Annotated in this window: 11 protein-coding genes; 3 read left to right on the forward strand and 8 right to left on the reverse strand. The window is 62.7% G+C overall.

What is annotated here, in order from left to right:
* Nucleotides 1-80 precede the first annotated feature (80 nt).
* Entirely contained in the window at nucleotides 81-1,763 is a 1,683-nt protein-coding gene (locus tag ACQY1L_RS11535; RefSeq protein ID WP_430240944.1) for a response regulator, read from the reverse strand.
* Between the two features lie 326 nt (nucleotides 1,764-2,089).
* On the opposite strand from ACQY1L_RS11535, the gene mutL reads away from it, so the two are divergent.
* The gene (mutL, locus tag ACQY1L_RS11540) at nucleotides 2,090-3,913 is read left to right on the forward strand and encodes a DNA mismatch repair endonuclease MutL (protein ID WP_430240945.1); all 1,824 of its coding nucleotides are present in this window, start codon (nucleotides 2,090-2,092) and stop codon (nucleotides 3,911-3,913) included.
* A gap of 79 nt (nucleotides 3,914-3,992) precedes the next feature.
* The gene (locus ACQY1L_RS11545) at nucleotides 3,993-4,226 is read left to right on the forward strand and encodes a DUF2093 domain-containing protein (protein WP_092661380.1); all 234 of its coding nucleotides are present in this window, start codon (nucleotides 3,993-3,995) and stop codon (nucleotides 4,224-4,226) included.
* A 32-nt stretch (nucleotides 4,227-4,258) separates the two neighbouring features.
* Here ACQY1L_RS11545 and lpxK read toward each other — a convergent pair whose 3' ends face one another.
* From lpxK to ACQY1L_RS11575, 6 genes are all read right to left on the reverse strand, one after another.
* Nucleotides 4,259-5,299: a tetraacyldisaccharide 4'-kinase gene (lpxK, locus tag ACQY1L_RS11550; RefSeq protein WP_430240947.1), complete on the reverse strand. Its 1,041-nt coding sequence runs from the start codon at nucleotides 5,297-5,299 to the stop codon at nucleotides 4,259-4,261.
* A gap of 3 nt (nucleotides 5,300-5,302) precedes the next feature.
* Nucleotides 5,303-6,061, reverse strand: a complete 759-nt coding sequence (locus tag ACQY1L_RS11555) for an HAD family hydrolase (RefSeq protein WP_430240948.1) — start codon at nucleotides 6,059-6,061, stop codon at nucleotides 5,303-5,305.
* Nucleotides 6,061-7,389, reverse strand: a complete 1,329-nt coding sequence (gene waaA / locus ACQY1L_RS11560; protein WP_174195708.1) for a lipid IV(A) 3-deoxy-D-manno-octulosonic acid transferase — start codon at nucleotides 7,387-7,389, stop codon at nucleotides 6,061-6,063. Before waaA ends, ACQY1L_RS11555 begins: the two co-directional genes overlap by 1 nt.
* Before the next feature lie 167 nt (nucleotides 7,390-7,556).
* Complete coding sequence (locus ACQY1L_RS11565) at nucleotides 7,557-7,793, reverse strand: DUF4170 domain-containing protein (protein ID WP_062454846.1); 237 nt, start codon at nucleotides 7,791-7,793, stop codon at nucleotides 7,557-7,559.
* 62 nt (nucleotides 7,794-7,855) lie between these two features.
* Complete coding sequence (locus ACQY1L_RS11570) at nucleotides 7,856-8,659, reverse strand: 3'(2'),5'-bisphosphate nucleotidase CysQ (protein ID WP_430240949.1); 804 nt, start codon at nucleotides 8,657-8,659, stop codon at nucleotides 7,856-7,858.
* A 3-nt stretch (nucleotides 8,660-8,662) separates the two neighbouring features.
* Complete coding sequence (locus ACQY1L_RS11575) at nucleotides 8,663-10,009, reverse strand: TldD/PmbA family protein (RefSeq protein ID WP_430240951.1); 1,347 nt, start codon at nucleotides 10,007-10,009, stop codon at nucleotides 8,663-8,665.
* Between the two features lie 110 nt (nucleotides 10,010-10,119).
* Between ACQY1L_RS11575 and ACQY1L_RS11580 the strand changes: the two genes are divergently transcribed.
* Nucleotides 10,120-11,928 carry a monovalent cation:proton antiporter-2 (CPA2) family protein gene (locus tag ACQY1L_RS11580; RefSeq protein WP_062579326.1) on the forward strand — a complete coding sequence of 603 codons (1,809 nt, stop codon included), beginning with the start codon at nucleotides 10,120-10,122 and terminating at the stop codon, nucleotides 11,926-11,928.
* Here the strand turns inward: ACQY1L_RS11580 and ACQY1L_RS11585 are convergent, their stop codons facing one another.
* Nucleotides 11,929-12,813, reverse strand: a complete 885-nt coding sequence (locus ACQY1L_RS11585; RefSeq protein ID WP_113109556.1) for a patatin-like phospholipase family protein — start codon at nucleotides 12,811-12,813, stop codon at nucleotides 11,929-11,931.
* Nucleotides 12,814-12,827 lie beyond the last annotated feature (14 nt).

Consider the following 12,827-nt stretch of genomic DNA (forward strand, 5'->3'; position numbering starts at 1 on the left):
CGACGATGCGGGACAAAGCTTAACATTTCATAGCGGAACCGTAGCGTTTCGGGAAAGCCGCCCGCGCTTCCGATCCATGCTCAAGACAGCATCTGCTGCGAACCGGCAACGACGAGAAACTTCGCGAACAGGGTTTCCAGTACATCGGGACTGATCGGCTTCAAGATCACGTCGTCCATTCCCGATGCAAAGCATTCCTCGCGGTCGCGGTCGAATGCCTGGGCGAGGACGCCGACGATCGGTGTCGACGCCTGCCCTTCTTCCTCGAGCGTGCGGATCGCCCGCGCTGCCTCGAAGCCGTTCAGGGTCGGCAGAGTGATATCCATCAACACCAGCGAGGGACGAAGCTCGTGCCACATCCTGACCACCTCTTCTCCATCGACCGCAATCGCATAGCGGTACCCGAGGCTTTCGAGGATCTGCGAGAACACGATCTGGTTCACCTCGTTATCTTCAGCAACAAGGATATCGACGCAAGGCTGACGGTCATCGGGCAGGATCTGCCAGTTGTCTTCTTCGTCCTGTTCGACGGGTCCACGCAACTTGGTCAGTTCGCGGCTGAGGGTCGGAACGAGATGCTCTTCGAGAGCCGCAGCATCGAAGGCCACGACCTGTTTGTCGAAATTTGAGCCGATGGCGCGGCAGGCGGACGCCAGATCGCGATCCGCGACGATGAGATCGACCCTGACCGCGGCGTTGGACACGAGTTCGAGGCAAAGCGCCAGTTCGTGTTCATCAACGACCGAGGATGCCTCGACCTGAAAATCCGCAAGGATCGCCTTCGCGGTTCCGGTGAAAAGCGGGTCGCTTGAAACGATCAGGATCTGGCTGCCGGCGATATCGGGATCGGCGCCCTGCAAAGCGTCGCGCATCTTGGTCTTGCGATGCAGCTTGGCGGAAAACAGATTGGGGTCGTCGAACAAGCGGATAAAGCCACGCCCGTCCTCTTCCACCTCTACCATCCGGGAAATGTCCTGCATGGCGGTGACGAGATAGTAGCGGCCCGGCTTGCCGATCCGGTACTTGTTGGCGACGATCACCAGTTGCGAACCATCCGGCCGGGTCAGACGCTCCGGCAGCTGGATCTCCTCGCCGTCTTCCACCACCCGGCGGTTGATACCGTCGAGCCGCTGGGCCAAGGCCGGAGCATGGATGTCGGTCCCCGTGCAGCCGAGCAGCGCTTCGGCCGGGAGATCATGAAACCGGCAGGCAGCCTTGTTGACGGCGACGAAGGCGAGATTGGTGTCCTTGACCATGACCGGGAACGGCAGGTTGTCGAGGATATCCTCGGTCAACTGCACACGCTCCATGTCGGCGCGCCACTGCTCTTCGCGCTTGCGCTGTTCGGAAACGTCCCGGAGGATGCAGACGCCGTAGCCCGACGGCAGGCGCCGTTTGGCAAGACTGATCCAGCGATCGGCACCACGGCGCATCAGCGCCTCGTGCCGCTCCTTCCAGAGCGCGGCAATATTGTCGGAAATCCAGTCGTCGCGGCTGAGCAATCGTTTTGTGCCGCCGGTCTCGGACATGAACCGTCCGCCGCCGTCATAGATGGCACCAAGGAGATCGCGCAGCCGTGTACCGGGTGCAAGGACGCTGTCAGGAATGCCGAGAAGGATGGTCAATTGTTGACCGGCAAAGATCAACAGGTCGTTCTTGTCGTAGACGACAAGGCCGCCTGAGTGCCCACCCGAGATCGCCTCGGAAATCACTTCCATCATCGCAGTCTGAATGTCCGCGTCCGCCGACGCCAAATCATTCATGTGACAAAACCCCCTGTGTGTTCACAGACTCGGCCAATCGCCGGCACCATGCGGTGCAATCCGTCTCAATTAATCAAGTCGGGTAAGACACATGCTGGCTTCAAGTCCTCGAACAAAGGGCCGATCCTCGTGTACGGGTGCCCAGCCGGCCCATACATCGGTTCCTCTGCGGAGAGCTGGCGCTCTCCCGGGTTCATCCTGTTCAACTCAGATTGAATATCGGTTTTCGGTTAAGGCCGAATTAAGATAGGCTTGCTGCAGGGCTTGCAGGGGACAAACCATCCGGCAGCCTTTCCTTCCCGCCGGAAATCCCTGAAAATAGCGCCATGTTCATCAAGCAGCTTTCCGAAACGCTTATCAACCAGATCGCTGCCGGCGAGGTCATCGAGCGACCCGCAAGCGCTGTCAAAGAACTGGTCGAAAACGCCATCGATGCGGGTGCGACGCGCATCGAGATCGCCACGGCGGGCGGTGGCAAGTCTCTTCTGCGCGTCACGGACAATGGATCGGGCATGGAGCCCGCCGATCTCGACCTCGCGATCCGGCGTCACTGCACCTCGAAGATCGCGACGACGCTCGACGATATCAGAACGCTCGGCTTTCGCGGCGAGGCGCTGCCATCGATCGGGTCGGTCGCGAAACTCACGATCACCAGCCGGCGCCAAGGGAGTGACAGCGGCTCGCAGGTGTCGGTGACCGGCGGCAAGACGACCGCGGCGCGGCCGGCGCCGGCCAATCCCGGCACGGTGGTGGAAGTTCGCGACATCTTCTTTGCGACGCCGGCGCGCCTGAAATTCCTGAAGACCGAACGGGCGGAAGCCGGTGCGATCACCGAAATCGTCAAGCGCATGGCGATCGCTTTTCCGCATGTGCGTTTCGTTCTGTCGGGCTCCGACCGCACCACGCTGGACCTGCCGGCGACCGGCGAGGACCATCTGGCGCGCATGGCGCAGGTTCTCGGGGCCGAGTTTCGCGACAATGCGATCGAGATTGACGCGATGCGCGAGGATGTGGGCCTCACAGGCTTTGTCGGGCTGCCGACGTTCCACCGGGGCAATTCGGGACATCAATACGCCTTCGTCAACGGACGGCCGGTGCAGGACAAGCTCATCCTGTCGGCCATCCGCGGTGCCTATGCGGAGCGGATGCCGTCAGGTCGCTATCCGGTGGCGGTGCTGTCGATCACGCTCGATCCGGCGCTGGTGGATGTCAACGTTCACCCGGCCAAGGCAGACGTCCGGTTTCGCGATCCGGGGCTGGTGCGCGGGTTGATCGTCGGCGCCATCCGCGAGGCGTTGCACTGCGAGGGCGACCGGGCGAACACGACCGGCGCATCCGGCATGATGCAGGCGTTCCGCCCTGGATTCTCGGCAGGGTTTTCGGCTTCGCCCGCCTATCGGTCTCCGACGCCCGCTCCCTGGAGCCCGGCGGCCTCTCCGTCGCGGCCGCTGCAGGCACCGTTCGGGTTCGGGGAACGGGCGCAGCAGGATTTCGACGGTCTAACCATGCCGGCGGCCCGCACGGACGATGCCATATCTGAAACGGTGCATGTCCCGGAGGACCGGCAGCGCCACCGGCTGGGTGCGGCCCGTGCGCAGGTGCACGAGAACTATATCGTCGCCCAGACGGAAAACGGCCTCGTCATCGTCGACCAGCATGCGGCCCATGAAAGGCTGGTCTACGAGGCGCTGCGTCAGGCTTTGAACGACAAGCGGCTGGCGTCCCAGGTTCTGCTCATTCCGGAGATCGTCGATCTGCCGGAAGAGGAATGCGACCGGCTGATGATGCATGCGGAAGAACTCGACCGGCTGGGGCTGGCAGTCGAGCGGTTCGGTCCCGGCGCGGTTGCCGTGCGCGAGACGCCGGCGATGCTGGGCGAAGTGGATGCATCCTCGCTGATCCGCGATCTCGCCGACGAAGTGGCTGAATGGGGAACCGCTGGGGCCCTGCGCGGCAAGCTCGAATATGTCGCGGCCACCATGGCCTGCCATGGCTCGGTGCGCTCAGGGCGCCGGCTTCGGCCCGACGAGATGAATGCGCTTTTGCGCCAGATGGAGGCAACGCCCGGTTCCGGCACCTGCAACCACGGCCGCCCGACCTATATCGAACTCAAGCTATCCGACATCGAACGCTTGTTCGGGCGGACTTGAAGGCGCGCCACACGCGGTGTAGGGAATGACGGCCAAAGGCGCGAGCAATCCGATGTTTTTTAGCAGGAGACGCAGACAGATGAACCGGTTCGAAGGCGGCAGCTTCCGCGAAGCGAAAATCCGGTACCTGGATGGCGACTACCAGATCGTCAGCAGCGGTTCATACGTGATCTGCGCGATGACGGGTGCTCAAATCCCCGTCGACGAGCTGAAATACTGGAGCGTGGCGCGCCAGGAAGCCTATGCCGACTGCGCTTCCTCGCTGGAAGCCGACAAGCGTGCCGGCATGCTGCCGAACCAGAGCCGGGCTTAAGCACAATCAACCGACGCGCGTTTGCGCCCTGATCAGGGTTTCACGCCGTTCTTCAAGCGACGCTCCCGAAACCTTGCGAAAGCCGCATCGATGATCTGGCCGGGCGCCTTCGGATTGTCGAAGCGCATCTCCACGTCCACCACCTGTACCCGGTTGAGCAGTTTTTCGGCCGGACCGTGATGACCGACGAGACGCACCGCGTCCTTGGCCGTCGTCACGAGATGGAGACCGTTCCTGTCGGCATCCTCCAGCAGGCTTTCGATTTCATCCGCCGTGAAGAAATGATGATCCGGGAACGACTGGCGCTCTGAAATCAACCCGCCGACGCTGTTGACGGTGCGGTAGAATTTCTCCGGATCGGCAATCCCGGTAAAGGCGAGAAGATTTGTGCCCGCCAGCGACTGGCCGGGGCTTGGATCGAGTGTCGCGACGTGGACCTGCTTGCCGGCGCGCGATGCCTGGCGCACGATCCTGTCGGCCGCGTCGCCGGTGCCGACCTTGAGGATGGCGGAGGCCTGGCGCATCTGCTCGGCCAGCGGTGCCCGCACGGGACCGCCCGGCACGAGATGGCCATTGCCGATGCCGCGAACGGAATCGATCACGACAAGCGCGAAATCGATCGAGAGACGGGCGCTCTGGAACCCGTCATCCATGATGATCAGGTCGGCGCCGTTTTGCGCGAGCATTCTTGCACCGTCCACGCGGCGGCGGGAAATGACTGTCATCGCTTCGCGCTCGAGAAGCAACGCTTCGTCGCCGACGGCCTCGGCCTTGTGCTTGGAACGATCGACCATTGTCGTGACGTCGAGCGATCCGCCATAGCCGCGGGTGAGGAAACCAGGCGTGAGGCCCTTCGCCTTGGCGGCGCGGGCAAGCGTGATCGCCGTCGGTGTCTTGCCGGCACCGCCGACGGTGAAGTTTCCGACGCAGATGACCGGCAGCGGCGCCTGCGCCCGCTTCGACTTCGCCATGCGGCGGCCGGAGACGGCACCATAGACAAACGAAACCGGCGACAGCGCCCAGACGCGCCAGTCGGCCTTGGTCCACCAGAAGGGCGGCGCTTCGGAAACCACCGCTCAGCCCGCCGCAGCCGGTGCCGAGACCGGCAGGAGGGCGGCAAAGGCGGAGATATCGTCGAGGCAGAGATCGGCGGCAGTCGACAGCGTCTGGCGCGAACCGGTCCCGGTCAAAACCGCGACCTTGATGCCGGCGCCTGCCGCCTCGCCCATGTGCATATCGTGATTGTTGTCGCCGACCATCGCCACCTGCGCGGGGTCGAGACCGACGACCTCGCAGAATTTCAGAAACATGCCGGGTTTGGGCTTCACACCAAAACCGCTGTCATAGCCGCAGATGAAATCGACATGATCGATAAAGCCGAAACGGATCGCCGTCTGGCGGATGGCTTCCTCATTGTCGCTGGAGGCGATGCCGAGCTTCAGGCCGCGTGCCTTCAGCGCGCCGAAGAAGGCGGCGAGATCGGTGACCGGAACGGAATATTCGGCCGAGCGCACGAAGAGTGCATCGAGCTGACGGGTGAGATCTGCCACATCCATGGGGGCGCCTGCGGACACGAAACCTGCGGCGATCTCGGCGGCATTGCCGGCCGCAAGCAGGCTGTCTGCACGGGTGTGGCCGGAGACGGGATCCATGCCGCCGGCTTGCAGGAGGCGCGTTTCGAGATCGGCGTCGCCGCCCGACGCGATGCGCGCCGCTTCCCGGTTCACCGGGCCCCAGCTCGCATCATAGTGCAACAGCGTGCCGTCCTTGTCGAACAGGATGCCGGCGATATGCGAGAAGTCCATATCCACCACGTCGCTTGTCGCCCCGGCCATCAGCGTGCAGCACCGGCGGCGGCTGTCTTCGGCTGAAGTCTGGCGCTGACGGTCAGCGGATTGACGTAAGGTTCGAGCGCCTTGACGGTCTTGGCCAACGCGCCGCGCATTTCGTCCATCGCGTCATGGCCGGCTTCGACCATCTTGCGGCGGGCAAGGTCGTTGATCATCAGGTAATGCACGGCCTTTGCCAGCATCTCGACATCGCGGACCATCCGGGCGCCGCCCTTCTTGACCAGATGCTGGTAGGCATCGCGGAAATTGTCGATGTTCGGGCCGGACAGAACGGCAGATCCGAGCATGGCCGGCTCCAGCGGGTTCTGGCCGCCCTCGTTGGTCAACGACTTGCCGACAAAGGAGATTTCGGTCAGCCGCAGGTAAAGACCCATTTCGCCGATGGAATCGCCGAGGAAGATATCGGTTTCCGGCGTGATCGTGTCGTTGCGCGAGCGGCGCGCGACGGTGAGACCTTCGGCCTTCAGCATGTCCTCGATCGCATCTGCGCGATCCGGATGACGGGGCACGAGGATGGTCAACAGGTTGCTTTTCGGCTTCAGCGCCCGATGCACGGTGGCGGCGGCCTTTTCCTCACCATCGAAGGTGGAGATCGCAGCCCAGGTCTTGCGCTCGCCGATTTCGGCCTTGTAGCGCGCCAGAAGCTCCTCGTCGCAAGGTGGCGGGTCGGTATCGGTCTTGAGATTGCCGGACACGATCACCGGCCAGGCGCCGAGATCACGGAAACGCTCGGCATCGAGATCGGACTGGGCCACCACGAGCGCCAGCTTTTCGAACAGCGCTTCGGCGATGGTATTGTGATTGTGCCAGCGCGTGAACGAGCGATCGGAGAGGCGTGCATTGACGCGGATCTGCGGGATGCGACGGCGCGCCAGCTCGGCCACCGTCGTCGGCCAGATTTCGGACTCGGCCGTAATGCACGCATCCGGCTTCCAGTAGGAGACAAAGCGCTTGATGGAGAATTTTAGATCGAACGGCACATACTGATGAATGACTTCATCGCCGAGCCTGGCATCGACCAGCGCTGCGGATGTAACGGTCCCTGTCGTCAGCAGGACATGGATCTCGCGACGACGAAGTTCGCGGATCAGCGGCATGATCGACATGGTTTCGCCGACGCTTGCGGCATGAACCCAGACCAGCGGTCCGCGCGGGCGCGGGAGGCTGGCATAGCCGAGCCTTTCGAGACGGCGCGAGGAATCTTCCTTGCCCTTCATCGACCGGTACGTGAGGTACGGCCCGGCAAAGGGATAAAGCGCGATGCCGGCCAGACGGTATCCCGCCAGGGCCATGCGTGCCATACTGCCGCTCATCGCTTTTGCCCCCACTGCATGATGGCCGTCATCAATCCCGGTCGTCCTTCTGATATCGTATCAGTCGCCGAATTTCTGTCATGCACAAATGCGTCAAAAAGGGGTCCCGGACCCTATGTTCCAGACCCTGGCATTTCGAAACCTGGCAGATCAGGCTTGCTTCAGCGTTACTTGGGGCCCGGCTCGAGCAGGCGGTGCATGTGAACGATGAAATAGCGCATCTGGGCGTTGTCGACCGTCTGCTGTGCCTTGCTGCGCCAGGCCGTCAGGGCCGTTGCATAATCGGGATAGATGCCGACGATATCCAGCGCCGCAAGATCCTTGAACTGAACCTCTTCGAGGCTCGAAAGTTCGCCACCGAAAACCAGATGCAGAAGCTGTTTCTTGTCAGTCGTCGCGGTCATGTCCATCCTGTCCCGTTTATCCTCTCCGCCCGATCCTCATCTGCGGCATTACGCCACAAAGGTCAAGCGGCCGGAAATCGCTGGATCTGCGGCAATAGCCGTTCCAGTGCATGCTCTGCGCCAGCCACCAGCATCTCGTGGCGGACCTTTCGCCGGTTGTAGGTGAGCGGGCTTCCCGCAAGGTCGGTCAACCGGCCGCCTGCGCATTCCAGGATAAGGTCGGCGGCGGCGAGATCCCAGTCATGCGAGTTGCGCTTGACGACGGTGCCATCGAGGCGTCCGTCCGCGACCATCGCCAACCGGTAGGCGAGCGACGGGATATGTCGATGGCGTTCGACATGGCTGCGGAACGGCAGATCAAATTTCTTCACAAGGTTTTCATCGGCAGCGATCACAAACTTATCATGATCATCCTTGGTAACAGAGATCGGCACACCGTTGCGGATCGCCTGACCGCCCTTGACGGCAAAGAACTCCTCGCCGAGCGCCGGCGCGACCAGAACACCCGCCACGGGTCGGCCGTGATGGACGACGGCGACCGAGACGCACCAGGTCTTTTCGCCATTGATGAAGGCGCGTGTTCCATCGATCGGATCCACCACGAACAGCGTATCGAGCGAAAGCCTGGCGTCGTCGTCATCCGTTTCTTCCGAGAGCCAGCCGTAATTGGGACGGGCGGTCAGAAGCAGGCTCTGGAGAATGTCGTTTGCCGCAAAATCTGCGGCACTGACGGGAGACGAGCCCTCGTTTTTCCACCAGACTTCCGGCGACTGGCCGAAATAGCCATGCGCGATCTCGCCGGCCTGACGGGCGGCATCCCGGATCAGGTCAAGATCCTCAAGCCACTGACCCTCCGCACCATCCATCGGTCAGCGTCCTGCCAGGGTCATGCCTTCGATGGCGATCGTCGGTGAGGCTGTGCCGAACTTGCGGTCGATATCGTTTGCCGGCGTCATCCGCATGAACATGTCCTTCAGATTGGAGGCGATCGTGACTTCGGAGACCGGATAGGCAAGCTCGCCATTCTCGATCCAGAAGCCGGTGGCGCCGCGCGAATACTCGCCGGTGATCATGTTGACGCCCTGGCCGATCAGTTCGGTGATGTAGAAACCGGTGCCGATCTGGCGGATCAGGTCTTCGGGCGAAATATCGCCCGGTTCCAGCGCGAGGTTCGTGGAGGCCGGGGTGACGGACGTGCCGCCGCGCACGCCGCGGCCATTGGTCGGGAACCCGATCTCGCGGCCGGTCGAGGTAGAGAGGAACCAATGGTTCAGCACGCCGTCCTCGATCATCACGAGACGCTCGCCCTTCACACCCTCGCCATCGAAGGGGCGCGAGGAAGACCCGCGCACGATCAGCGGATCATCGGTGATGTTGAGGCCTGATTTCAGAACCTGCTGGCCCATCTTGTCGCGCAGGAACGATGTCTTGCGGGCAACAGATCCGCCGTTGATGGCGCCGGCGATATGGCTGACAAAGCCGCGCGCGATGCGGGGTTCGAAGACGACGGTGACATTGCTGCCGGTATCGACCTGGCGCGGATTGATGCGCTTGACCACCCGCTCGCCGGCCCGCCGGCCGATCAGCTTCGGATCGTCGAGATCGGCTGCAAACAGACGGCTGTCGAAATCGTAGTCGCGCTCCATCTTCGTGCCCTCGCCGGCGATGACGCTGACGGAGCGGCCGAAGCGGCTGGCCATATAGGCGCCGGAAAATCCGTGCGACGTGACGAGAACCATTCCGCCCATGCCGGCAGAGGCGCCGGATCCCGACGAATTGGTGACGCCTTCGACATCGAGCGCTGCCTGTTCCATCTCGAGCGCCACGTCGCGCATCGTATCGGCGGTGACTTCGGTCGGGTCGAACAGGTCGAGATCCGGGTAATCCCTGGCCAGGTCCTTTTCATCCGCCAGGCAGGCGAAGGGATCCTCGGGCGAGACCTTCGCCATCGCCACTGCGCGTTCGGCCAAGATCTTGAGATCGAAACCCGGATTGGCGGAAACGCTTGCAACCTTGTTGCCGACAAAGACACGCAGCGAAAAATCGTCGCTTTCCGAGGATTCGGTTCCTTCCACCTTTCCGAGCCGGACGCTGACCGAACTGGAGCGGGAGCGGACGACCACCGCATCCGCCTTGTCGGCGCCCGCCGCCTTGGCCAGATCGATCAGTTCGCCGGCACGCGCCAGAAGGGAGGCGGAATCGATTTGCGAGGTCATGTTTGCAAGCCTTTCGTTTGCACCCCATTTATTGTGCACCGACCAAAGCATCAAGGGCAGCGCTCCGATTCCCCGGTTGACCTTCCGCATTCCCGACCCGAAAGTGCCCCATGACTGCAAACGGCTCCCACTTTACCGAAATGTTGATGCTGCTTGCCGGTGCGGTGATCGCCGCCCCGCTGTTTCGCAGGCTCGGTCTTGGCACCGTGCTTGGATATCTCGCGGCCGGCATCCTGATCGGTCCGGTGCTGCAACAGGTGACCGATACGCAGGAAGTGCTGCATGTCGCCGAATTCGGCGTCGTGTTCCTGCTCTTCGTCATCGGGCTGGAGCTGAAACCCTCGCGTCTGTGGCAGATGCGGGCCGATGTGTTCGGGCTTGGGCCGGCGCAGGTGGCGATATCGGGTGGCATCCTGAGCGGTTTCGCCTACCTGTCGGCGATGGCGGACTGGCGCGGCAGCCTGATGATCGGCTTCGGGCTTGCCCTGTCGTCCACCGCCTTTGCGCTGCAGATCCTCAATGACACAGGTGAGATGAACAGCCGCTACGGCCAGCGCTCCTTCTCCGTTCTCTTGTTCCAGGATCTCGCGATCGTGCCGCTTCTGGCGTTGATCACAATCCTGGCACCCGGCACGAGCGAGGCTGCCGCCACCCCGATGCTGGACTTTGCAATCGCTGTCGCTGCCGTGGGCGCCATGGTGATTGCCGGCAAGTACCTGCTGACACCGATGTTCCAGATCATTGCCAGCAGCGGTGCCCGCGAGGTGATGATTGCCGCCGCCCTTCTCGTCGTGCTCGGTTCGGCGGCTGCGATGCAGGCCGTCGGTCTGTCGATGGCGATGGGTGCTTTCCTCTCCGGCGTCATGCTGGCGGAATCCTCCTATCGGCACGAGCTGGAAGCGGATATCGAACCCTTCCGCGGCCTGCTTCTGGCGCTGTTCTTCGTCGCTGTCGGGCTTTCGCTCGAAGTCCAGGTGATCTTCGAAAACCTTGCCTTCCTGATCCCGGCCGTTGCCGTGTTCATGGGTGTGAAGGCGGCCGTGGTCTACGCTCTCTCGCGCCTGTGGGGTTCGCCGCCCAATGACGCCCTGAAGATCGCGTTCCTGCTGCCGCAGGGTGGCGAATTCGGCTTCGTGCTGTTTACCACCGCAACCGCCGCGGGCCTCCTCTCTTCCGCCACCGCTTCGCTTCTGATTGCCGGCGTGACGCTGTCGATGGCGCTGACGCCGCTCGGCTCGGCGCTTGCTAGGCGCCTGCAGAAGAGCGAGACGCGCGAACATCTGGAGGAGGATTTCGAAGGCGCCGGAGCCGATGTGCTGATGATCGGCTTTTCCCGTTTCGGCCAGATCGCCGCGCAGATCCTGCTTGCCGGCGGCAGTTCCGTGACTGTCATCGATGACAGTCCGGAGCGTATCCGGCAGGCGGCCAATTTCGGCTTCCGGATCTATTTCGGCGATGGTGCGCGCAAGGACGTTCTGATCGCGTCCGGTATCGAGAAGACGAAGATCGTTGTGGTCGCGACGCAGAAACGGGAAACGACGGACCGGATCGTCGACCTGATTGCGTCGGAATTTCCCGATGTGCGCCTGTTCGTGCGGTCCTACGACCGGGTTCATTCGCTGGCGCTGCGCGAAAAGAACGTCGAATACGAGTTGCGCGAAACGCTGGAGTCCGGGCTGCTGTTCGGGCGACGGACGCTGGAAGCGCTCGGCATGAGCGAGGCTGCCGCCTCCGAGATCGGCGACGACATCCGCCGTCGCGACGAGGAACGGCTGCAGGTTCAGGCCGTGCAGGGTTTGGGCGCCGGCCGCGAGATGCTCTTCAACAGTCCCGTTCGCCCCGAGCCACTGATCAAGCCGAAACGCACCGGCAAAAGCCCGGAGGAAAAGGCTTCCGGTGTTTCGATCGGCAAGTGGTGATCAGGCGGCCCTTTCCAGAGCCTCGATCGCCCGCTTCAACTCGTCTCTTGTGCCTTCTGAGGCTTCGAGGATGTCGCGCGCCTTGTAGAAATCCATCACGCCGAAGCGATTGACGCTGGGACGCAGGAAGATGTGCGGCGGGTTGAGTTTCAGCTTGAGGGCAATGCTGGCCTGCATGGTGAGCTGGCTTGCGCCGAACAGGCTGTCGAAGCGGTTTGGCGGATGCAGGCCATCGCCTTCCGGCGCGCCGACCACATCGATGCCGATCACCACGTCGGCGAGATCCATCAACTGCTCGTAAGGGACGGGATTGAAGACGCCGCCATCGATCATGATGCGGTTGTTGACCCTGACCGGCATGAACAGGCCGGGAATGGCGGCAGAGGCGGCAATCGCCTTGCGCAGATTGCCCGTCTCGAGGATCACCTCCGCCTGGCCATAATAATCGGTGGCGGAGATCTTCAAGGGTATGACGAGATCGGCGAAATCCTGGGGGATCTGGCTCGGCAGGAAGGCCTCGAGGATCGGCTCCAGATTGAAGTGACCGAAGCGAAATCCGCCGAGTGCATCCCGCATCGTCGACGGGCCGAGACCCCAGAGCCGGTTCACCAGCGAGCCGCGGTTGCCGACGGTCTCGACGGTATAGTCGCGGATCTCGCGGCCCGACATGCCCGATGCCATGGCGGCACCCATGATCGCGCCGATCGAAGAGCCGGAAATTGCTACCGGCCGGATGCCGAGTTCGTCCAGCGCTTCGATGACATGGATATGGGAAATGCCGCGGGCGCCGCCGCCGCCGAAGGCGACCGCATAGCGCAGATCGCCCTTCTTGCCGCCAGGGCGATCCGCAGTCTCATGATCAGCAAGGGTCAGCCTCGTGTTCATGGATCGCCTCCCGC

The organism is Neorhizobium sp. DAR64862/K0K3 (assembly GCF_050500185.1).
In the GTDB taxonomy this organism is placed as follows: Bacteria; Pseudomonadota; Alphaproteobacteria; order Rhizobiales; family Rhizobiaceae; genus Neorhizobium; species Neorhizobium soli.

What these genes read in the sequence shown, in the direction of transcription:
- ACQY1L_RS11535 (WP_430240944.1), bottom strand. Translation starts at nt 1,763, where the DNA reads ATGAATGATTTGGCGTCGGCGGACGCGGACATTCAGACTGCGATGATG.
- mutL (WP_430240945.1), top strand. Translation starts at nt 2,090, where the DNA reads ATGTTCATCAAGCAGCTTTCCGAAACGCTTATCAACCAGATCGCTGCC.
- ACQY1L_RS11545 (WP_092661380.1), top strand. Translation starts at nt 3,993, where the DNA reads ATGAACCGGTTCGAAGGCGGCAGCTTCCGCGAAGCGAAAATCCGGTAC.
- ACQY1L_RS11555 (WP_430240948.1), bottom strand. Translation starts at nt 6,061, where the DNA reads ATGGCCGGGGCGACAAGCGACGTGGTGGATATGGACTTCTCGCATATC.
- waaA (WP_174195708.1), bottom strand. Translation starts at nt 7,389, where the DNA reads ATGAGCGGCAGTATGGCACGCATGGCCCTGGCGGGATACCGTCTGGCC.
- ACQY1L_RS11565 (WP_062454846.1), bottom strand. Translation starts at nt 7,793, where the DNA reads ATGACCGCGACGACTGACAAGAAACAGCTTCTGCATCTGGTTTTCGGT.
- ACQY1L_RS11570 (WP_430240949.1), bottom strand. Translation starts at nt 8,659, where the DNA reads ATGGATGGTGCGGAGGGTCAGTGGCTTGAGGATCTTGACCTGATCCGG.
- ACQY1L_RS11575 (WP_430240951.1), bottom strand. Translation starts at nt 10,009, where the DNA reads ATGACCTCGCAAATCGATTCCGCCTCCCTTCTGGCGCGTGCCGGCGAA.
- ACQY1L_RS11580 (WP_062579326.1), top strand. Translation starts at nt 10,120, where the DNA reads ATGACTGCAAACGGCTCCCACTTTACCGAAATGTTGATGCTGCTTGCC.
- ACQY1L_RS11585 (WP_113109556.1), bottom strand. Translation starts at nt 12,813, where the DNA reads ATGAACACGAGGCTGACCCTTGCTGATCATGAGACTGCGGATCGCCCT.